This is a genomic window from Arthrobacter sp. DualSoilB13, assembly GCF_055389195.1.
On sequence record NZ_AP035865.1, the window covers coordinates 3996839 to 4017092 of the forward strand.

General features: G+C 61.7%; 19 protein-coding genes. 7 read left to right on the top strand and 12 right to left on the bottom strand.

The genetic code is table 11. The features are described 5' to 3' along the window. The first annotated feature begins 8 nt into the window (after window positions 1-8). Entirely contained in the window at window positions 9-320 is a 312-nt protein-coding gene (locus ACZ5J0_RS18425) for a hypothetical protein (protein WP_142937623.1), read from the top strand. Here ACZ5J0_RS18425 and ACZ5J0_RS18430 read toward each other — a convergent pair. After that, entirely contained in the window at window positions 301-1728 is a 1428-nt protein-coding gene (locus ACZ5J0_RS18430; RefSeq protein WP_464093759.1) for an APC family permease, read from the bottom strand. The genes ACZ5J0_RS18425 and ACZ5J0_RS18430 overlap by 20 nt on opposite strands. Window positions 1729-1937: 209 nt before the next feature. Here ACZ5J0_RS18430 and ACZ5J0_RS18435 point away from each other — a divergent pair, with 209 nt between their 5' ends. Beyond that, entirely contained in the window at window positions 1938-3035 is a 1098-nt protein-coding gene (locus ACZ5J0_RS18435) for an amidohydrolase family protein (protein ID WP_464093760.1), read from the top strand. Window positions 3036-3079: 44 nt separating this feature from the next. Here ACZ5J0_RS18435 and ACZ5J0_RS18440 read toward each other — a convergent pair whose 3' ends face one another. The 5 genes from ACZ5J0_RS18440 to ACZ5J0_RS18460 all read right to left on the bottom strand — a co-directional run bounded on the left by ACZ5J0_RS18440 (window position 3080) and on the right by ACZ5J0_RS18460 (window position 8877). Next, window positions 3080-3676: a phosphatase PAP2 family protein gene (locus ACZ5J0_RS18440; protein ID WP_464094750.1), complete on the bottom strand. Its 597-nt coding sequence runs from the start codon at window positions 3674-3676 to the stop codon at window positions 3080-3082. Window positions 3677-3758: 82 nt separating this feature from the next. Next, complete coding sequence (locus tag ACZ5J0_RS18445) at window positions 3759-5333, bottom strand: dihydrolipoamide acetyltransferase family protein (RefSeq protein ID WP_166842504.1); 1575 nt, start codon at window positions 5331-5333, stop codon at window positions 3759-3761. Window positions 5334-5433: 100 nt separating this feature from the next. Beyond that, window positions 5434-6414, bottom strand: a complete 981-nt coding sequence (locus ACZ5J0_RS18450) for an alpha-ketoacid dehydrogenase subunit beta (RefSeq protein ID WP_142937552.1) — start codon at window positions 6412-6414, stop codon at window positions 5434-5436. Then, window positions 6414-7607, bottom strand: coding sequence for a pyruvate dehydrogenase (acetyl-transferring) E1 component subunit alpha (gene pdhA / locus ACZ5J0_RS18455; protein ID WP_142937551.1), 1194 nt, complete (start codon window positions 7605-7607; stop codon window positions 6414-6416). The genes ACZ5J0_RS18450 and pdhA overlap by 1 nt, the downstream gene beginning before the upstream one ends. Window positions 7608-7758: 151 nt before the next feature. Continuing rightward, window positions 7759-8877 carry a histidinol-phosphate transaminase gene (locus ACZ5J0_RS18460; protein WP_223941169.1) on the bottom strand — a complete coding sequence of 373 codons (1119 nt, stop codon included), beginning with the start codon at window positions 8875-8877 and terminating at the stop codon, window positions 7759-7761. Between the two features lie 72 nt (window positions 8878-8949). Between ACZ5J0_RS18460 and ACZ5J0_RS18465 the strand changes: the two genes are divergently transcribed. Then, complete coding sequence (locus ACZ5J0_RS18465; RefSeq protein WP_142937549.1) at window positions 8950-9378, top strand: phage holin family protein; 429 nt, start codon at window positions 8950-8952, stop codon at window positions 9376-9378. A gap of 32 nt (window positions 9379-9410) precedes the next feature. On the opposite strand, the gene ACZ5J0_RS18470 is transcribed toward ACZ5J0_RS18465, so the two are convergent. Beyond that, window positions 9411-10751 carry an alpha/beta fold hydrolase gene (locus ACZ5J0_RS18470; protein WP_223941170.1) on the bottom strand — a complete coding sequence of 447 codons (1341 nt, stop codon included), beginning with the start codon at window positions 10749-10751 and terminating at the stop codon, window positions 9411-9413. Between the two features lie 479 nt (window positions 10752-11230). Here ACZ5J0_RS18470 and purB point away from each other — a divergent pair, with 479 nt between their 5' ends. The 4 genes from purB to ACZ5J0_RS18490 all read left to right on the top strand — a co-directional run bounded on the left by purB (window position 11231) and on the right by ACZ5J0_RS18490 (window position 14840). Further along, the gene (gene purB, locus ACZ5J0_RS18475) at window positions 11231-12637 is read left to right on the top strand and encodes an adenylosuccinate lyase (protein WP_142937547.1); all 1407 of its coding nucleotides are present in this window, start codon (window positions 11231-11233) and stop codon (window positions 12635-12637) included. Window positions 12638-12910: 273 nt separating this feature from the next. After that, the gene (locus tag ACZ5J0_RS18480; protein WP_223941172.1) at window positions 12911-13573 is read left to right on the top strand and encodes a histidine phosphatase family protein; all 663 of its coding nucleotides are present in this window, start codon (window positions 12911-12913) and stop codon (window positions 13571-13573) included. A 259-nt stretch (window positions 13574-13832) separates the two neighbouring features. Then, window positions 13833-14336 carry a GNAT family N-acetyltransferase gene (locus ACZ5J0_RS18485; RefSeq protein ID WP_024818574.1) on the top strand — a complete coding sequence of 168 codons (504 nt, stop codon included), beginning with the start codon at window positions 13833-13835 and terminating at the stop codon, window positions 14334-14336. Between the two features lie 69 nt (window positions 14337-14405). Further along, on the top strand, window positions 14406-14840 hold the full coding sequence (locus ACZ5J0_RS18490) for an acyl-CoA thioesterase (RefSeq protein ID WP_011776502.1): 435 nt from the start codon (window positions 14406-14408) through the stop codon (window positions 14838-14840). A 397-nt stretch (window positions 14841-15237) separates the two neighbouring features. Here ACZ5J0_RS18490 and ACZ5J0_RS18495 read toward each other — a convergent pair whose 3' ends face one another. The 5 genes from ACZ5J0_RS18495 to ACZ5J0_RS18515 all read right to left on the bottom strand — a co-directional run bounded on the left by ACZ5J0_RS18495 (window position 15238) and on the right by ACZ5J0_RS18515 (window position 20004). Next, window positions 15238-15987: an SDR family oxidoreductase gene (locus ACZ5J0_RS18495; protein WP_024818576.1), complete on the bottom strand. Its 750-nt coding sequence runs from the start codon at window positions 15985-15987 to the stop codon at window positions 15238-15240. 82 nt (window positions 15988-16069) lie between these two features. Then, window positions 16070-17410: an MFS transporter gene (locus ACZ5J0_RS18500; protein ID WP_105692593.1), complete on the bottom strand. Its 1341-nt coding sequence runs from the start codon at window positions 17408-17410 to the stop codon at window positions 16070-16072. 56 nt (window positions 17411-17466) lie between these two features. Beyond that, window positions 17467-18480: a 5-oxoprolinase subunit C family protein gene (locus tag ACZ5J0_RS18505; protein WP_250821453.1), complete on the bottom strand. Its 1014-nt coding sequence runs from the start codon at window positions 18478-18480 to the stop codon at window positions 17467-17469. Further along, a complete protein-coding gene (locus ACZ5J0_RS18510; RefSeq protein WP_250821452.1) occupies window positions 18477-19214 on the bottom strand; it encodes a 5-oxoprolinase subunit B family protein in 738 nt (245 codons plus the stop codon). The genes ACZ5J0_RS18505 and ACZ5J0_RS18510 overlap by 4 nt, the downstream gene beginning before the upstream one ends. Window position 19215: 1 nt before the next feature. Next, entirely contained in the window at window positions 19216-20004 is a 789-nt protein-coding gene (locus ACZ5J0_RS18515; protein WP_464093761.1) for a LamB/YcsF family protein, read from the bottom strand. Window positions 20005-20254 lie beyond the last annotated feature (250 nt).

Here is a 20254-nt window from a genome sequence, read left to right on the forward strand (position 1 = left end):
GCCAGCGCGTGGGACACGACATCCTGCTTGCCCGCCACGGCAACCACATCAGCACCATGCGCTACGACCGGGGCAACGATCGCATCATCGCCATGCTCGACGACGGCTCCTGGGACAGCGCCCCCAACATGATCTCCCCCAGCCTTGAGATGCCCGAAACATTCGGCAGCGTCTTCCGCAAAGATTGGCGCTTCCTGTCCCTGGCGTGCGTCGCCATGGTGACCGTGGCCGCTGTCGCCATGGGCATCAGTGTTGAAATGGCAAACCACATGTCGACGACGGAACTTCAGGCGCTGCTGGTCAGTTACCCGGCGTTCTAGCGCCCTCGCGTTCCCCGGGCTTAGGTCCCGCCGGGACCGCAGCCGCGGCGACCATGCCGTCGTCGAACGTGAGAGCTACCTGCCCTCCGGACTTCCGCCTGCGCAGCAGGAAAATAACGGCTCCGACTGCAAGCCACGCGGCGCCCAGCAGGTACGTGAACCAGGCCAGCGAAGTCCATAGCCAGGCGATGAAGGCAAAACCCAGCACCGGCATGACCAGATTGCGCACAATCCCCGCTGCTCCCCGCTTCCGCAGGTCGAAAAAGACCACCTTGATGGTTGCCAGGTTCACCACGGCGAAGGCGACCAGAGCCCCGAAGTTGATCATGTACACCGCCTGTTCCAGCGTGATGACAAGGGCAATCAAAGACACCGCAGTGACAAGCACCGCTGCGAAGTAGGGCGTCCGGAAGCGCGGGTGCAGCCTCGCCAAGGCCACGGGCAGAATCCTGTCCCTTCCCATGGCATAGATAACCCGGCTAACGCTCATCTGGGCAGCAGTCCCGCACAGAACCAAACCGCAAAGGTTCACGATCACGAAAACCACCATGAGCACATCCCCTCCTGCGCGCTGCATGAGTTCGGTCCCCGCGGCGTCGAGGTTCATGATGGATCTCCACTCGGGAGCGATCAGACTACCGGCCACGGAAAACACGGTGTAGCCCAAGCCGGCACAAAGCGTGGACAGGACGATGCCCCGCGGCACATCGCGTTGGGGATTCCGAGACTCTTCGGAGAGCGTGGAAACGCCATCGAATCCCAGGAAGGCAAAGGCCACAATGGCAGCAGCCGCCATCACCGGTGCGACCCCACCTTCCCCCGGAGTCAGCGGCCGGGTAAGACTGTGGAAGGACACATCCGGGGCATTGACCACTGCCAGGACGAGGAACACCAGAATCACAAGGACCGAGGCCGCCACCACCACGATGTTCATCTTCTTGATCCAAGCAACACCGATCACGCTGAAGAGCCCCACCACCATCAGGCAAATCAGGACAGCGAGCTGCGGCGGTATGACGGGCACCAGGCTATTGAGATACAAGCCGAACAGCAGGAAGTTCACCATCGGCAGGAACAAATAGTCCAGCATCATGGCCCAACCCACCAGGAATCCGACCGGGCTGCCGAAAGCCCGCGAGGCGTAGGCGTACGCACCACCAGTAACGGGGACGCGCCTGGCCATCTGGCCATAGCTATGCGCGGTGAACAGCATCGCCACCAGTGCAGCGATGTATGCGGCCGGTAAATGCCCGTCACTGATCTCCGTCCCAGCCCCATAGACCGCCACCACGGACAGGATGCCCATTGATGTCAACCCAAAAGCGATGAGCGACGGTAGGCCCAGAACACGCTTGAGCGTAGGGGCCGACTGCGGTCCATCCGTTGCGTTTTTTCCAGTGATGGTCATGGTTCTCCTTGATGCGATCCAGGTCACATAAATGAATGTTGTTCATTAGAGTAGATCGCTCATGAGCCCATGTACAGCTTTGGTATCCCAGAGAAGCCAGCGACTTGGTTCTGTACCGACTTCTCTGCGAAATTTGTAGCCTCTTTGGTGCGGTCTTCTTTCCTTTAGCGAATTTTGGTATACCTAAATGAGGAAACGAGAGGACGCGAATGATGACACAAACGCCATCGACCGGCAGCAAGGATGAGCCCTCTCCAGGGCGGGGTTTGCTGTTCACGCCGGGTTTTGTTGACGCGCATATCCACCCCGACAAAACCACATGGGGCTCCGGCTGGCTATCCCGTTCACCGGCGCACACGCTGACGGATCTCATAGGGAACGATCTGAAGGCACAGCTCGAGTTCCAAGACAGCGTCGAGGACCGGGCTTTTGCCCTCATGAGCCATGCTGTGCTCAACGGAACCATGGCAATGCGGGCCCACGTGGACGTTGCCCCGCAAATTGGCCTCAGGAACATCCACGGTGTCCGTGCAGCCGCTGAGCGTTTAGCTCCGTTCCTGGACGTTCAGGTGGTCGCCTTCCCGCAGTTCGGACTGCTGAGCAACCCCGGCACGCTCGATCTCATGGAGGCCTCCTTGGCGGACGGGGCTGACCTTGTGGGAGGCATAGACCCGGAGTCAGTGGATGGCGACCTGCATGGACATCTGGATGTCATCTACGCGCTGGCGAACAAACACGGCAGGGATCTTGACATCCACCTGCACGACGTCGGCGCAGAAGGGTTGGCGCAGCTGCGTCTCATCGCCAAACGCACCGTAATCGAAGGCATGCAGGGCAGAGTCACCAGCGGGCACGGCTTTGCACTCTGCGATGCCTCACAACCCGCCCTGGGCTTTACCTTGGACGCCATGGCCGAGGCCGGAATCTGGATGGCTACCTGCGCCCTGGGAGCAGACCCCGTACCTGACCTTGACCTCTTGGAAAAGCATGGGGTCAAGGTTGCCGTCGGATCAGACGGAGTCCGCGATGCCTGGTCACCGTTCGGCACCGGCAGCATGCTGGATCGCGCACACCTGCTGGGGTACCGCACAGGAGCATCCACCGATGCCGAGTTGGAGCGTTGCTTCCGGCTTGCCAGCTCAGCTGGGGCCGAGCTTGTTGGATCCGCTGCGGTAAGGAGCTTCACCGGTTCATCATCCCCTGATCGGCTCGAATTTGCTGCGAACTCCATCCCGGAACTCGTAGTAGACCGGCCCGCTCCACTGCGGGTGGTGCGGGGCGGTGGAGCCGTGACCCTCGACGGTTGAGGGCACCGCACGCCTGAAGGTGCTGCGGCTACGAGGTGCTGCGGCTAGAGCATCCACTCCCGCAACAGCCACCACAGGCCGGCGATCACAATGCCTCCAAACAAGGAGCCTGCAATGACCTGCGCTAGGGTGTGGGCCCGCAAAACCAGCCGTGACCAGCCAACAGCCGGCACGAGGAGCAGCAAAGGGAGCCAAGCCGGCCCAAACATGAGGATGGCGATCACCACTGCGGCCGCCAGGGCCGAGGCGTGACCACTCATTTTCCAGAACGCACTGACAACGGCCAGAACACCGATGCCCCCTATGAGCGCGATGATCATCACCGTGACTCCCACAGGGCCGTTAAGCAAGTGCAGCACCAGCAACCCAACCAGCACGGAAACAAGCGTCATCAGAAGCAACGCGGGCCGTTGACGGCGGTCGCTGACATGGTGGTCTGTGATCCTGCCCAGCTTCACCATCACCAGGACATAGGCCAAGGGCAAGACGCAGACGAACATCGCCGCGAGCAGCCCGAACCACATGGTCCCTGGGAACCCGGGTTCCGTAGCAGGGCTGATCATCAGAAGAACGAACACGACAACCGGTGGCTGGAAAACTTCCGTCAGCACGCGGGCCACCTTGCGCAACGGCCCAGTCACCACGTGAAGCTGTCCGTGGCCGGTTTCCTCCAGTGTTGCCCCGGCGCCCGCTGTTGTCCCGGCTCCGGTACGGGCTTTCTCGTCAGTCAAGCAGAAGCGCCGGTTCTTCGAGTATGGAGGCTACGTCCGCCATGAAGCGTGCGGACAAATCACCGTCTACTACGCGGTGGTCGAAGGAACCCCCGAGCGTGGTGATCCAGCGGGGAATGACCTCGCCGTCCAGGACCCAGGGCTTCTGCTTGATGGTTCCGAACGCAATGATGGCTACTTCGCCGGGGTTGATAATGGGAGTTCCTGTATCAATGCCGAGTGCGCCGATGTTGGTGATGGTCAGACTTCCACCCTGCATCTCAGCCGGCTGGGTCTTCCCTGCCCTCGCTTTGGTCGCCAGTTCGTTAAGGGCCAGGGCCAGTTCCTTGAGGGACAGATCCTGGGCGTCCTTGATGTTGGGGACCATGAGGCCCCGAGGAGTCGCGGCGGCAATGCCCAGGTTCATGTAGTGCTTCACCTGGATTTCCGCACCACCTTTACCGTCGACGTTGTCCACCCAGGTCGCGTTGACGCTGGGGTTTCGTGCCGCGGCCCAAATCACTGCTTTGGCCAGGATAAGCAGCGGCGACACCTTGATACCTTCAAAGTCGCGGGAGACCTTTAGCCGCTTGACGAACTCCATAGTCCGGCTGGCATCCACATCCACGAAAATGCTGACGTGCGGAGCCGAGAAAGCCGAATCCACCATGGCCTTGGCGGTCGCCTTGCGTACGCCCTTGACCGGCATCCGCTCTACACGCTGGTCCTGCGGTTTCTTGGAAGCCCCCCAGAAGCTATCGGCCTGGTCAAGCTCGGCGTCGCGTTGGGCCTGGTAGCTCACCAGGTCCTCGCGGGTCACTTCGCCGCGTTGGCCGGTAGCCACCACATCTGCGAGATCGATTCCCAGATCCCGCGCGAATTTGCGTACGGGAGGCTTTGCCAGGACCTTGTTGACCAAGCCGCTGATGGTTCCGCCGATAGCGGCACCGCGGGAGGCCGCGGCCTGCGGCGCTTCGGGTTTGGCCGGCGTCCGGGGCTCCGGTGTACGGGATTCCGCTGTACGGGATTCTGCCGCGACCACGGCGGAGGCCGCCGTCGTGCGGTGTGCAACCGAAGCTTCGGCTGCTTTGGCTTCAACGGCTGCCTGATGGTCCTGTACGGTGCCCTCCGCGCTCTCGGCGATGGTGGCTGCCTCAACCACTGACCCGGCTGGGCGTTTGCGCGCACGTCGCTTGACGGCGTCGGCCTTGGGGCCGGAACCGACCAACGGCCCGCCGGCCGGACGGTTGTCATCGCCGTCGTCGGTAGGCAGCTTGCCGTAAAGGGGCGTCTCGACGACGGGGGCCTCCGGAGCAGCCGGCGTTACCGGTGCAGCGTCCCCGTCCTGTCCTTCCGATACAGCGATGATCGCCGTGCCCACCTCAACCGTGATGCCTTCCTCAACCAGCAGCTCGGTGACAGTACCCGCAAAAGGCGAGGGGAGCTCGACGAGGGACTTGGCGGTCTCGATCTCGCACAGGACGTCGTTGATGGCAACGACGTCACCCGGCTTGACCTTCCAAGCCACTACCTCGGCCTCGGTCAGACCTTCGCCAACGTCCGGCAGGTTGAATTTCTTTACAGTCACAGTGGTCCTCGTTTTCCGGTTACCCGGCAGCGAAGCCGGGCTGGATCAGGGCGGTTAGTAGGACGGCGGTGAACAGGCGGTCCTGGTGGAACCGGCGGTTCTAGTAAGAGAAGGAGCGGTCGAGCGCCTCAAGGATTTTGTCGATGTCCGGCAAGTAGTCCTCTTCCACCTTGGCGACGGGGTACGGCATGTGGAATCCACCGACTCGGATGACCGGTGCCTCCAGGTGCAGGAATGCCCGTTCACTGATGCGGGCAGCGATCTCTCCGCCGATGCCACCGAACGTGGGGGCCTCGTGGGCTACGATCAACCGGCCAGTCTTCTTTACCGACGCTTCCACAGTGTCGAAGTCCAGAGGTGAGATGGAACGGAGATCGATGACTTCAATGCTCCGCCCGTCCTCCGTGGCAGCGTTCGCCGCCGCCAGAGCCACTGGCACCAGCGGGCCATAGGCCACGATGGTTGCATTCGTGCCTTCGCGGACTACGTGGGCTTTAAAGGGGTCCTCGGACAGCCCGGCGTCCTCTACATCAACCTCACCCTTGAGCCAGTAACGGCGCTTGGGTTCGAAGAAGATCACGGGGTCCTGGCATTCAATGGCCTTCTGGATCATCCAGTACGCATCGTGGGCGTTTGAAGGCGAAATGATGCGTAGGCCGGCAGTGTGCGCGAAGAGCGCCTCGGGAGACTCGGAGTGATGCTCGATGGAGCCGATGCCGCCGCCGTACGGGATGCGGATGACCACAGGAACGGTCAACTTCCCGAGGCTGCGCGCGTGGATCTTGGCCAGCTGGGTGGTGATCTGGTTAAAAGCCGGGTAGACGAAGCCGTCGAACTGGATCTCGCAGACCGGCGAGTATCCGCGCAGCGCCAAGCCAATGGCAGTGCCGACGATGCCCGATTCAGCCAACGGGGTGTCCACGACGCGTTCGTCGCCGAACTCTTTGATCAAGCCATCGGTGACACGGTAAACACCGCCCAGGTGACCGATGTCCTCGCCCATCAGCAAGGACTTGGGGTTGTTCGTCAGCGATGCCCGGAGACCCTCATTGATGGCCTTCGCAATGGTCATTGTTGCCATCAGTTAGCTGCCTCCTGGTCGCTCTCAAAGCCGGCCGAGTATTCCTCGAACCAAGCAAGTTCTTCCGCAATCAGCGGGTGTTGTTCGGCGTACACGCTGGCGAAAGCATCGCGGATGTCCGGGACCTCGAGGCCATGTGTTGTGCTGCGGACGTACTTGGCGAGTTCATCGCCGTCGGCCTTTACTTGGTCGAAGAACGCTTCGTCCGCCAGGCCTTCGGTGCGCAGGTACTTCTCCAAGCGGTCCAGCGGATCCTTTTCGCGCCAGGCAGCTTCTTCCGCGGATTCCCGGTACTTCGTGGGGTCATCGGCAGTGGTGTGTGCACCTACCCGGTAGGTGTAGGCCTCAATGAGCACAGGGCCCCGGCCCTCGCGGGCATGCTCGAGAGCCCACTCGGTAACAGCGTGGACGGCGATGACATCGTTTCCGTCCACCCTGATTCCCGGGAAACCGTAGCCCTTGGCACGGTTGGCCAACGGAACCTTGGTCTGGACCTCTGTGGGCACCGAAATGGCCCAGTGGTTGTTCTGGCAGAAAAACACCACAGGAGCGTTGTACGACGCAGCGAAGACCATGGACTCGTGGACGTCGCCTTCAGAGCTTGCGCCATCACCGAAGTAGGCGATAACCGCTGCATTGGGGTCCGCGGAATCTGTAGCCGCAGCGAGCTTCTGGTCTCTCTGGATGCCCATGGCATAGCCAACTGCGTGGAGTGTTTGAGCTGCGAGGACCAAGGTGTACAGGTGGAAGTTGTTCTCCCGGGGATCCCAGCCGCCGTTGGAGACGCCACGGAACTGCTTGAGTAGTTCGGCAAGGTCCACGTTGCGGACCAGGGCGACGCCGTGTTCGCGGTAGGTGGGGAAAATGTAGTCCTGCGACTGGCTTGCGTGGGCCGAACCGATCTGCGCGGCCTCCTGACCGGTCAGCGGTACCCACAAGGCAAGCTCACCCTGACGCTGCAGTGCCGTGGCTTCCTGGTCAAAGCGTCGGATCCTTGCCATGTCTGTGTAGAAGACACGGAGTTTCTCGGGGTCAATCCGCTTGGCGTAGTCCGAAAAGACGGGATCGGATCCCAATGTCCCGTCAGGTCCGAGCAACTGCACCATTTCCACTGGTTCGCCTGGCGCGGCTGCTGCCGCGGTGGTTGCCGCGAGAGTTTCTTCCGTCCCGGGGGGCAGTTGTGTCGAGCCCATTCCGTCTCCTTGCTTGCCGTGGCGAGGCGCCGGGCAATGTCTGTCGCTGGGATATATGCCCGTTCCGGAATGCATTCCGGAACGGGCATATACTTTGGCTTTCGTCCCTTACTTTATCGGCAGTAAGTAGCGTTGGCGCATTTGTTAACCGCTAGGAACCTTGCGGAGCCTTTGTATAACCTGCACAGAGATCCAAGAAGCGGGTGTTGGCTTCCACCTCGCCAATGCTGACTCGTACACCCTCGTTTCCAAAGGCACGGACTGACAGGGCCTGTTCCGCCGCCAAAGCAGCAAACTCCGCGCTGTGCTCCCCAAGATTCAACCAAACAAAGTTGCCTTGAGCCTCTGGAACAAACCAACCGAGTTCCCTCAGGCCAGCCGTCACGCGATCCCGTTCATCCACCAGGCTTTGTACCCTTTCCACAACCTGATCGAAATTCTCGATGGACGTAACGGCAGCTCGCTCCGCAATCTGGGAAACGGCGAACGGAGTGGCCGTCACCCGGAGATGCTGGGTCAGCAAGGGACCGGAGACACTGTAGCCAACGCGCAGGCCAGCCAGTCCGTGCGCTTTGGAGAAGGTCCTCAGAACCACCACATTGGGGTATTTACGGTAGAGCTTGATGCCGTCCACAGCCTCCGCATCCCGGACGAACTCCTGGTACGCCTCATCGATGACAACCACCACATTGGGCGGCACCGCCTGGATGAAGCGTTCCGTTTCCTCGGCCGTAAGGATGGGACCAGTAGGGTTGTTCGGCGTACACAGGAGGATGACCTTGGTGCGGACGGTTACTGCGGCAGCCATGGTTTGGAGGTCGTGGCGCCCGTCTGGCAGCAGCGGAATTTGGACACTTGCTGCCCCGGCGAGGCCGACGCAGATGGGGTACGCCTCGAAGGAGCGCCAGGCGTAAATCACCTCGTCCTGCTTACCGTCGTCATTCTGCCCTGCAAAGGTGCCCAGGATTTGGTTCAGTGCCCCCAGGCTGCCGGCGCCCGTGACAACATCGTCAGCCGGAACATCAAGGAAGTCAGCCAAGGCGTTACGCAGCTTTGTGGCCAGCGGGTCCGGATAGCGATTGATATCGGTCTGATCTGCGATTGCCTGCAACACTGCAGGAATCGGAGGCAGAGGGTTTTCGTTGGACGACAATTTATAGCTGGTGAGGCCCGCAATCGCAGCAGGTGGTTTACCAGCTGCATATTTGGGGAGCCTGTCCACGACCGGACGAGGGATTACGCCCTCCGGTACGTTGTCAGTAGTAGTCATGGCTTCAAGCCTACTTGCCCACCCATGGCTGACACCGAGCTCTTTAACAGCAGCGTGTGAAAGCATGGGTCCATGGGTTCATTCATCATTCGTGTCTTGATCAACGGGCTTGCCTTGTGGGTTGCAACCTGGCTCCTGCAAGGCATGGACATCTCCACCAGCGCCACGGAATCGGCCGCGGCCAACGCCGGACTCACCCAGGGCGCAGACACCGCCGGCATCATCCTGGCGTACCTGTTCATCGGCCTGATCTTCGGAGTGGTGAACGCCTTCGTCCGCCCCTTGGTCAGGCTGTTGTCCCTTCCGGTGACCATCCTGACGCTGGGTCTGTTCACTATCGTGATCAATGCAGCCATGCTGTACCTGACGGCATGGCTGAGTACCTTCACGCCCGTGCACCTCACTATTGACTCCTTCTTCTGGACAGCAATCCTTGCCTCCATCATCATCAGCATCATTTCCATGGTGGCGGGCCTTATTCCGGGTGCCAAGAAGCGCTAACACTTCCCCATCCGGACACGTCCGTACGAGCCCTACCTTGTTGCAGCTCCCTGCTTAGTCTTCTGGATGGTAGGTGGCGAGGGAGGGTGTGGAGACGGCGGTTGGACCGGAAGCGGAGCTCTTTCCAGCTTGAACCGAGTCACCTTGGCAACGCCGCCCACGCCCACAACACCAACAAACGCTGCAGTCGAGGCTGCCAGTGACTCGTCATGGCTCGCGGTCACCAGCGCAGCTCCTGCAGCATAGTTCTCCTGGGAATGTCCGGGGCCGATGCCGGGATCCTGCCCGTCCGGAGTTTTGACCTCATTTGTCAGCGTCACCGTCACCCGGTCTTTTGTGTCGACGTTAACTCGGCCTTCGGCTCCAGGAACCCAGTCTTGGGTATGTTCCAAATGCAGTGAGCTGATACCGGGCTCGGGGGTGATGCCTCCCACGGGAGATCCGGCCGTGAGCACATACTTAAGGTCGAATTCTTCGAGGAACGCCCTGTTTTGGCTGAGATTCATGGCGTGGAGACCTCCTTGGCTATGTCCTACTGCCACCACTTGATCGCCCGCCTCAGCTCCGGCTTCACGGAGTGCCTGGCCAACGGCAGAGACAACTTCTTCAGAGTCGTATCCCAGTGCTTCGCCAATTCCCTGCGTGTCGAAGGGGTTGGAGCTGGGTGAATGAGGTTGGGTGCCCGGGATCAGTACCATCCAAGAAGGCGAGCCGCTGTTGTCGAGGCAGATAATCTCAATCTCACCGTCGTTGCGGGCATGGAGTCTCTCGAGACGACGAAGGCTTTCCGCCATGGACGGTTCCATATCCTCGACCGATTCGTCCATCTTTTCGATGCTGACGGGTCTTGGTCGCATGTCCGAAAGCCGGGGCACCTCAAGGATCTGGTGAACGACGCCCCCTGGAGTCGTCCAGAATGGAAGAAGACCTGAGGCCAGATAGTTGCTCATATCCCGGGTAGGCGGCCAGGCCGGCTTTATCTCGCTAAGGTTCGGGAGCAGCGGCAGGACGTTTTTGGCTTCCCCTTCCACATAATCCCGGTGGCTTGCCCGCACACTTGCGCTGACCTCCACCAGTTCCTGCCGGACTCTTCCCACTTCCTTGCGGCTCTCGGCCACTGCATTAAGGGCTTTGCAGCCTGTTTCATAGGAGTCGTACAGAAAGGGTTCCAGGCCGTCTTGGACCTGGCGGGCCTCGTTTTCTATACCCACTAGTTGTTGAACCAGTCCATCGAGCGTTCCCGCGCCGCGGAGGAGTTCTTCGAGCTGAAAAGACATTCCGCCCACACCTCCCCTGATACTGAGGATTCCATCGTTGGCCGGAGGGGTGGGCTGCGGCGCTGCGCCGGCCCCGACGGGAGCTGAATCTGCCATTACGGCCCCCGTTCGCTGGAGACGGAGACGTTCTGAGAGTGCCTGAGCACCACCGCCACTGCGGCCTCCAGAGACTCACGTGCTCGCATCAGCGCTGAAGCATGCAAGGCAAGGGTTGTCCTGTATGCCCGCCCGGCAGGGGAAAGCCAGTCGTCTACCTGGGCTCTGCGCAGCGACGCAAGGACCACGTCCACTTGGTCCACGCACGATTGCATTCGCCAGGCCAACCTCTGTACTTCATGGCTTCGGGAAGCGCACTGCAAGGGATCAAATGTGGGCGGGTTGGGTGCAGGCATCAAGCCGACGCTCATTGTCTGTGTACTCCATTGATTGTTCTGCTGATCGATAAGGTCGACGCTACGGAGCAGCAGAACCCACCGGAAGTTGCTTTGTCGCTTATGTGGATAACCTGAACGGCCGTCCACATAGCCTCGTCATGGTCTGCATGACCCCTCGCGGAACATGAAAGAATAGGCATCATGGCTGAATCCCTCCGCGTGTCTCTCGCTTCCGAACCCCTCGCCCTTGGCGCCCTCGACGGGCGCTACCGTGCCGCCGTCGCGCCCCTCGTGGATTACTTGTCCGAGGCCGCGCTTAACCGCGATCGCGTTCACGTCGAAGTCGAGTGGCTCATCCACCTGACCAGCCAGTCCGTTCTGCCCGGCGCCGGGCCTCTGTCTGACCAGCAGGTGGCCCAGTTGCGTGCCATCGTTACCGAATTCAACGCTGCGTCCGTCAACGAACTCGCGGAAATAGAAGCCGTCACCGTCCACGACGTCAAAGCTGTTGAGTACTACATCGGCCGCCGCCTAGGGGCAATCGGCATCGAGAACCTCACCGCCATGGTGCACTTCGGTTGCACGTCCGAGGACATCAACAACCTTTCCTACGCTGTGGGAATCAAGGGTGCGGTGGAGGATGTGTGGCTGCCCAACGCCACCGCCCTGGTGAAGCAGATCGAGGCCATGGCCGAGGCAAACCGCTCCGTGCCCATGCTGTCCCGCACCCACGGCCAGCCAGCCACGCCCACCACCTTGGGCAAGGAACTTGCTGTCATTGCTCACCGTTTGAACCGCCAGTTGGCGCGCATCGCCAAGACTGAGTACCTCGGCAAGATCAACGGCGCCACCGGAACGTACGCAGCCCACGTGGCTTCAGTTCCCAGCGCTGACTGGGAAGCGGTCGCCAAGACGTTCGTGGAAGGCCTGGGCCTCACGTGGAACCCGCTCACGACGCAGATCGAGAGCCACGACTGGCAGGCTGAGCTGTACGCGGACATCGCGCGCTTCAACCGCATCCTGCACAACGTTTGCACGGACATCTGGAGCTACATCTCCATCGGCTACTTCCGTCAGATTCCGGTTGCCGGGGCCACCGGCTCCTCCACCATGCCGCACAAGGTGAACCCGATCCGCTTCGAGAACGCCGAAGCCAACCTGGAAATCTCCAACGGGCTCTTGGACACTTTGGGGGCCACCCTGGTGACCTCCCGCTGGCAGCGCGACCTTACGGACTCCTCGTCGCAGCGGAACATCGGCGTCGCATTCGGCCACTCGTTGCTCGCCATCTCCAATGTGGCCAAGGGTTTGAAGGCCCTCGACGTCGCAGAAGAGGTCCTCGCGGGCGATCTCGACACCAACTGGGAAGTCCTTGGCGAAGCCATTCAGATGGTCATGCGGGCCGAGGCAATTGCCGGCGTCGAAGGCATGGAAAACCCTTACGAGCGCCTCAAGGACCTTACCCGCGGACAGCGTGTGGACGGCGCCCGCATGCAGGAATTCGTGCAGGGTCTCGGCCTCTCCGCTGACGCCGAAGCCCGCCTGCTCGCGCTGACCCCGGGCAAGTACACGGGCATCGCGGACAAACTGGTGGACCACCTTCAGTAAGGATCATCTGTTGTAGTACAGAACGCTCGACGACGGCGGGCCGGGGCTGGGTGCCTCGGCCCGCCGTCGGCTTATCCAGCGATCGGCGATTAGGCTGGTGAACAGAAGCGCGTTCCATCCCGGTTGCTGCTACCAGCAGCTCAGCGGGGGCCCTGAGACACGGCGTGTCGGGCTATTCCGGTGCTCAGCCGGCTGGTTGGCTGGGAGTAACCGGGCAGGAGCGCGGGAGGCGAGCAAGGCCGAAACTGTTACATCGGAAGGAGCGGAGCACCCATGAAGCTCCTGTTGATCAGGCACGGACAGACACCCGGCAACGTCGCAGGCCAGTTGGACACTGCGTTCCCGGGCCCCGGGCTGACCAAGCTCGGTGAGCGCCAGGCGTCCGCCCTGCCGAAGGCTCTGGCCCATGAAGCAATCGAAGCCCTGTACACCTCCACCCTGCTGCGCACTCAGCGGACCGTCGCTCCCCTGGCGAAAGCTATCGGATTGGAGCCGGCAATCCTGGACGGAGTCCATGAGATCGAGGCGGGCTCACTTGAAAAGAAGACCGACCACGAATCTCACCGCCGTTACATGAGCACCGTCTTTGCGTGGACGGATGGCCACTTGGATGTGCGCATGCCCGGGGCTTCTGACGGACACGACTTCTTTGCCAGATTTGACGCTTCAGTCCAGCAGGTTGCGGCCGCAGGACATTCGACGGCGGCAATCGTCAGCCACGGTGCTGCTATCCGTTGCTGGGCGGGCCGTCGGGCGACAGACATCGACACCGTGTTCGCCGAAACGCATCAACTCCCCAACACTGGGATCGTTGCGTTGGAAGGGGACCCGGAAAGCGGATGGCGGGTGCTTCATTGGGACCAAATCCCTGGCGGAGGCACGGCGCTGGCAGACCACACCGCGGAGGACCCGACGGGCGAGGCACTTCACCCCTGATTCCGTACAGCCCGTGCCGGCGCACCGGCCGCCTTGCACGCTGCGGGGCCTGCTCTGCACGCTGCGGGCCCTACTCTGCACGCTGCGGGGCCTGCTCTGCTCGGTAAAACCACCCATAAGGGCGCAGAGCGGGCCTCACAACGCAAGAAAGTCCCGCAATTCTCCCACCCCTTACGCGCAGGAAACACCGCGGTAACCGCAGCTCCCTAGGCTTAGTACGCATAGACACCTCCCCGAACCCCGGCGAAAAGAGGCACAGATGCAGACAAACCCACGGCTCAACATCCGGCAGGTAACTTGGGCGAATCCCGTGGGCGCAGACCTCCGCGCCGCACAGCAGGCAGAACTCGACGCGAGGTTCGGCACCACGGACCATGAGCCTGGGCCACCGCCAACGGAAGCAGACACAGCAGTTTTTGTGGTGGCTTACGAAAAATGCTCGGGCCAGCCTCTGGGATGCGGCGGTTTGAGAATGCTGGATGAGAACACCGCCGAGATCAAGCGGCTCTATGTGGTCCCGTATGCCCGCGGCTCCGGAGTGGCGAGCTCCATTCTCGCCGCGCTCGAGGCACAGGCTCATTCCCACGGGTTCACGGTGATCGCAGCTGAGGCAGGATCAGCGCAATCGGACGGCAGAAGCTTCTACGAGAGCGCAGGCTTTGCCGCCGTGCCGAACTTCGGCCCGTACGTCGGTGCCAGCGGGTCGTATTGCTATTCGAAGCGAATCGACTCACACAGCGCCTCCCACACGGCGATGGCCTAACGGAGGGGACGGCTGAGAGTTCAGGCACAATATCAAGCGAAGGTTGCGCCAGTTCGATAATCTCGGATTATGGAAAAAGCAGACATCACCTTCCGCACCCGCAAATGGGTGCGGCCCGAGGACCTCAATGCCAACGGCACACTCTTTGGTGGCAGCCTGCTGAAGTGGATCGATGAAGAGGCCGCGATCTACGCCATTCTCCAATTGGGCAATGGCCGCGCCGTCACCAAGTACATATCCGAGATCAACTTCGTCAGTTCCGCGGTCCAGGGTGATCTGGTGGAGATGGGGTTGACCGCGAAGCGCTTCGGCCGCACGTCCTTGACCATGCGCGCCGAGGTCCGCAATATGATCACCCGCGAAGCAATCCTGACCATCGAGGAAATCGTCTTCGTGAATCTTGGGCCCGATGGCCGCCCGCAACCGCACGGCTACACGGAAATCACGTATGACCGCGACCGCATCCCCACGCACCACCTGACGGAAACGCTCGACGAAGACTGAACCACGCGCCGTCGGGCGCTTTATCACTGCAGGTAACGGAACATCACTGCAGGTACCGGAAAACGGTCCATGTGCGGGAGTTCAGGCAGCAGTCGGCGGTATGCCGTGCACTGAAGGTCGCCTTCCGGCCAGCCCCTGCCGAGCGGAACATTGCCTTTCCCCCGCATGCCAGGCAGACCAACTGCTGCCTACGTGGCTCCTGCCAGTGTTCGTCGAGGTTATCGAAGTCCTCGGCATCCCAGTCTTTCCGGTCAGCGAGGCACAGTGCCCTTCTCATCGACTGTGGCTTTCGAGTAGTAAACATCCTTATACGGGGTGCTGGCGGCCGCGATTAACGCGGCCGCCAGCCTATATATCCGGTGACGGGAGTGTGTGCCACCGGAACTTGTGGGGCGCGTTAGCGCCGGTCGAACGTTAGCCCGCCGGGGACTTGGAACGTCGGCATGAGTTCGAGCATGCCCACGTTCACGTGACGCGGCGTTTCGATGGCGTAGTCCAAGGCATTGACGATGTCGTCCGTGGTCAGCGACTCGTAGCCCTCGTAGTAGGTCTGCCAGGCCTCTTCCATGGCCTCCGGAGTGCCGCCCATATTGCGTCCAAAGATCTCGGTTTCCACGCGGCCCGGGCAGATTTCGGTGACACGGATGCGCTTGCCGACGGTGTCGTTCCGGAGCTGGCGGGAGATCTGGTGCACGGCTGCTTTGGTGGCGTGGTAAACCGTGTGGCCGTAGAAGTTGTAGACGCCTGCGATCGAGCTGATGTTGATGACATGGCCCAGGTCGCGCTCCACCATGCCCGGCAGGACCAGTCGGGTGAGCTGCAGCAGGCCGCGGAGGTTCACGTCCACCAGCTCGTCAATATCCTCTTCGGACGAGTCCAGGATGTTGCCCGGCCGGGAAACCCCGGCGCAGTTCACCAGGACGTCCACCTTGAGGTCATTCACGACGGCGGCCAACGCGGCTGTGTCGGTCAGGTCCACTACGTGCGGGATGGCTCCGGTTCGGTCGGCCAACTCGGCAAGGCGTTCCTCGTTGCGCGCCACGGCGTGAACTGTCAGTCCGCGCTTGGCGAGGCGCTCGGCAATGGCTGCACCCATACCGGTTGACGCTCCGGTGACGAGGGCGGTGGTGTAGTCAGAAAAAGACATGGTGTTCTCCAAAGGTGGGGAATCGGTGGGCAGAGTGCGCCGGGCTGTGAAACCCGGCGCACTTGCCGGAAATTGGTGAAGGCTAGGCGTCGCGCAATGGCTCGTGGGCGCGGTCCTTGACCGTGCTGACCGCGATGAGCGTGCCGAGCGCCGTGATGACTGCGTAGAAGGCCGGCATGTAGATGTTGCCGGTGCTGCCGATGAGCCAGGTCATGAGCAGCGGGGCGGTGCCGCCGAAGAGGGCCGAGGAGATGTTGTAGCCGAGGCCGTAAGCGGAGTAGCGGACACGGGTGGGGAACAGTTCAACGATCAGAATGTGGATGACTGCGGTGTGCCCGGCAAAGACGATGGCCATGATGCAGGCGCCCAGGATGGCCAAGCCCATTTGACCGGTGGCAATCAGGGCGTAGGACGGAATGCCGAGGACTGCCATGGCGATCGCGGAACCGGCGATGACCTTCTTGCGACCGACGCGGTCGGACAGGGCTCCCATGAACGGGATGGCGATGCAGATGACCACCAGGCTGCACGCGGTGACCAGGAGGGCTTCGCCGATGGTGAAGTTCAGCTGCTTGCCCTTGAGGAACGTGGGCATGTAGGAGAACAGAACGTAGTAGCCGGAGCCGTTCATCAGCGGGATGAAGAGGGCCAGGAGCATGGCACGGCGGTGTTCTTTGGACTGGAAAGCTTCCTTGAGCGGGTTCTTGGAGAGGCCGCCCTCTTCCTTCAGCTTCTCGAAGTTGGGGGTATCGCTGATGGCCTTGCGGATGTACCAGCCGATAATGCCCATGGGGATGGCCACCAGGAACGGGATGCGCCATGCGAACGAACCGAAGCCGCCGCCGTCGATCGCTGCCTGGGTGAGCCACGGCGACATGGAGTAGGCCACCAAAGTACCGGTGAGCAGTGCTGCGAAAGAGGCGATCTGTGCGTAGGAGGTGATGATGCCGCGCTTGCCTTCAGGGGCGTGCTCGGCGAGGAAGGTCATGGCGCCGGCAGCTTCACCACCCACGGAGAAGCCCTGGAGAAGTCGCAGGAGGACCAGCAGGATGGGGGCCGCGACGCCGATGGCCGCATAAGGGGGAAGCAGGCCAATGCCGGCGGTGGCAACACTGATCAGGAGGATGACAAAGACCAGTAGCTTTTGCCTGCCGATCCGGTCTCCGAGGTAGCCGCACACCACAGCGCCGAGCGGACGAACGAAGAACGAGACCGCGTAGCCGGCGAACACGAAGAGCAGTGCGTTGTCCGGGTTGCCCGGGGCCAGGAAGACGAGCGCCAGCGTTCCCGCCATGAAGGCGAAAATGCCGTTGTCGTACAGTTCCACGAAGATGCCAACACAACCTGCGGTGACAACCTTGCGGGTTTGGCGGCTGGTGAGCCGCTCATGCTGCACTGGCGCAGCGTTGGTGCTTGCGGTCATGACTTTTCCTTACTGAGATGAGCGTAGCAACGCCTACTGGTCTGACGACAGGGTTATTAGCTGCATGCCGCAACTGGTAGGTCCTGCCACTGGGGACGGCATCCGATGCCGAGGAGTCCGAAGACGGTGTTGACGGATTCGCGGAGGGTTTCAAGGTGGGCCCGCGAGCGCCTGTGGGCGGCAGTTGCTTCTGCCACTGTGGTTTTCCGAAAACGGACTTTGTCCCCTGGCCTTGCTTGGGCCAGGACATCCAGTCCGGTGCTGGTGACTACTGCGAGGACGGGATAACCGGCGGTGACGCCACGTCCCCGGTGCAGTACCAGCAGCTCTTCCCTTGAAGGAACCTCGACGGCGCCCACTGGCACTCCGCGGGAAAGGACTTCGCCGCTTGAGGTTCTTTCCGGAAGTTCCCCGCCGAGCCGCAAACCGATGTGGTTGCTGCGGCCGCTGACGGCGTATTCCGAGGTAAAGAGCAGTTCACCGGATGCGCCGAACTCGGCGACGTCCGGCCCGTCGGTCACATCGACCAACAAGTCTGAGTCCATGCGGGGCCGGTCAAGGCCCAGCCGGAAGAGCGGAAGATCAAAGTACGGCTGACGAACGGGGCCAACGCTCCTGCGGGTCAGGAGGCGGGTGCCTTCCTTGAGTTGCAGTCCGAAGCCCACCACGGTGTCCGGAGCTACACTGCCCAGTAGGGTTTCTGCCTCGATGGAGCCGTGGATCGCCAGGTACGCGCGGAGGCCGCTGTGGATTCCGCGGATGGACACTGTTTCACCTGCACGGACCGAGACGGGTTCCCACTGGCTGGACGGGCGGCCACCAACCGTGAGGGTGAGCGGAGCGCCGGTGACGGCGATCAGGATGTCTGTGGTGGCTTTCATCCGGAAGTCGAGAGCCGTGATCTCCACCAGGGGGTGGTTGTCCAGGTTGCCTGCCAGGATGTTGGCGGCACGGGCCGAGTACTGGTCCAGTGCGCCGTTGACGGGAAGGCCGAAGCGGGGGCCGCGGGTCCTGCCGAGGTCTGTGACGACGGAGCTGCCGGGCTGCTGGATCAGGATCTCGCCGCTCACGGCAGGGGCTCCAATTCCATCGGTTCCAGCTCCATGCCCACGAAGTCGTTGAAATCCTCGGCCCGTATCTGCCGGAACCGCAGGATGTCGCCGGGTTTGTAAGGCACCAACGGTTCGCGGCGGATGTTCAGGACCGACAACGGGGTCTGTCCAATGACACACCAGCCTCCCGGAGCCACCGCCGGAGCGATGACCGCCTGGCGACCCGCAACTGCCACGGCTCCAGCGGGGACGCTGAGCCGGGGGTCCTTGAGCCGCGGCACGGGCTTGGGGAATGCTGGGCCGTCCATCATGGGCGAGCCTGCAGGCGCACCCAGGCAGCGAACGGTGTAGGTCTTGTCGGTGTGGAGGCGGATGACCTCGTCCACGGAGATTCCCTGGTGCTGGGCGACGCGCTCCAAGTCCGGGCCGAATTCCCCTCCGTAAACCACGGGAACGTCGAACTCCCGCGGGGCGGTCGAAGACCCGGCGGAGCGTCCGAGTTCCAGGAGGCCCAGCTTGACGAACGCCCGCACCTGGCGGGCAGAAACGAGGATGGGATCAAACTCAACCAGCACGGAGTCATAGGTGGGAACTGCGCCATGCAGCCCTTCGGCGCCGCAGTTTTCCAGCCAATCGGCCAGACCGTGGACGGTCAGCCAGTTGTGTTCGCTAGCTTCGGAGATCGCGACAACACGCAGTGCGGAGTCTCCGGATTCGTAGATCTCGGTAGGGGCCGCTGCAAGAACGGACATGTCAGGCCGCCTTCCTCTTGGCATCCATGACCTCGGCCAGCGGTGCGATGGTGACACCGGCGGAGATGAGTTCGGAGCGGATTCGGCGCGCCAGCTCAACAGCGCCGGGGTTGTCTCCGTGAAGGAGGACGGTGTTGACGTCGATGTCCATGTCCACGCCGTTGGCGCAGCGGATCCGGCCGTCAATCACCATACGAAGCGTGCGGTCCACGATCTCTGCGGGATCATGCAGCACAGCACCGGACTGGCTGCGGGGAACCAACGTGCCGTCTTCCTGGTAGGCCCGGTCCACGATGCCAACGATGGCAACGTCCAACCCGGCATTGCGTGCAGCAACGGCCAGTTCGCCTTCCTGGGCCACCACGATCAGCTCGTTGTCCACGCGGGCCGCGGCCTCAGCCACAGCTTGGGCGTAGTCGGCGCGGACAGCGACGAGGTTGCCGAGCCGGCCGTGCGGAGCGAGGTGCGTGACCTTGGTGCCGTGGAAAGACGCGAAACCGTTCAGGGCGCCCAGTTGGTACAGGACATCGTTTTGAACTTCGGTGGCAGTGAGGCCCATGTCGCGTCGACCGAAGCCACGCAGGTCCGGGAAGCTCGGATGAGCCCCGATGCCTACTCCGAGGCGAACGCATTCAGCAACAGTGGCAGCCATGATGTCCGGGTCACCGGCATGGAACCCGCACGCGATATTGGCGCTTGAAACGATGTCCAGGAGTTCGGAATCGTCGCCAATGGTATAGGCGCCAAATCCCTCTCCAAGATCCGCTACAAGATCAATTGTCGGGTTCACGTGGTTCTCTTTCCATGGTTTGCCTTCGGATTCCGGGAATTCACAAATTATCCTCAGAGTATTGAGTTGAATTTCCGGTAAATGCCAAACGCTGTTGGAATCCCAAAGCGTCGGCTGAAGTTCTTTCCAAAAGTCTCGCACCCGCCAACCTCGTTGCACAAAGACCTAATAGCTATCCCGTGATAGCTCTCCGTTATGACCTGCACCACCCTGTACTGTGGCTTGGGTCCCACAGGTGCCCGGATAGAAT

Excerpts from the sequence above, each read along its gene's own strand:
- ACZ5J0_RS18510 (WP_250821452.1), bottom strand. The coding sequence starts at position 19,214 with ATGTCCGTTCTTGCAGCGGCCCCTACCGAGATCTACGAATCCGGAGAC.
- purB (WP_142937547.1), top strand. The coding sequence starts at position 11,231 with ATGGCTGAATCCCTCCGCGTGTCTCTCGCTTCCGAACCCCTCGCCCTT.
- ACZ5J0_RS18485 (WP_024818574.1), top strand. The coding sequence starts at position 13,833 with ATGCAGACAAACCCACGGCTCAACATCCGGCAGGTAACTTGGGCGAAT.
- ACZ5J0_RS18500 (WP_105692593.1), bottom strand. The coding sequence starts at position 17,410 with ATGACCGCAAGCACCAACGCTGCGCCAGTGCAGCATGAGCGGCTCACC.
- ACZ5J0_RS18495 (WP_024818576.1), bottom strand. The coding sequence starts at position 15,987 with ATGTCTTTTTCTGACTACACCACCGCCCTCGTCACCGGAGCGTCAACC.
- ACZ5J0_RS18430 (WP_464093759.1), bottom strand. The coding sequence starts at position 1,728 with ATGACCATCACTGGAAAAAACGCAACGGATGGACCGCAGTCGGCCCCT.
- ACZ5J0_RS18450 (WP_142937552.1), bottom strand. The coding sequence starts at position 6,414 with ATGGCAACAATGACCATTGCGAAGGCCATCAATGAGGGTCTCCGGGCA.
- ACZ5J0_RS18460 (WP_223941169.1), bottom strand. The coding sequence starts at position 8,877 with ATGACTACTACTGACAACGTACCGGAGGGCGTAATCCCTCGTCCGGTC.
- ACZ5J0_RS18480 (WP_223941172.1), top strand. The coding sequence starts at position 12,911 with ATGAAGCTCCTGTTGATCAGGCACGGACAGACACCCGGCAACGTCGCA.
- ACZ5J0_RS18465 (WP_142937549.1), top strand. The coding sequence starts at position 8,950 with ATGGGTTCATTCATCATTCGTGTCTTGATCAACGGGCTTGCCTTGTGG.
- pdhA (WP_142937551.1), bottom strand. The coding sequence starts at position 7,607 with ATGGGCTCGACACAACTGCCCCCCGGGACGGAAGAAACTCTCGCGGCA.
- ACZ5J0_RS18435 (WP_464093760.1), top strand. The coding sequence starts at position 1,938 with ATGATGACACAAACGCCATCGACCGGCAGCAAGGATGAGCCCTCTCCA.
- ACZ5J0_RS18490 (WP_011776502.1), top strand. The coding sequence starts at position 14,406 with ATGGAAAAAGCAGACATCACCTTCCGCACCCGCAAATGGGTGCGGCCC.
- ACZ5J0_RS18470 (WP_223941170.1), bottom strand. The coding sequence starts at position 10,751 with ATGGCAGATTCAGCTCCCGTCGGGGCCGGCGCAGCGCCGCAGCCCACC.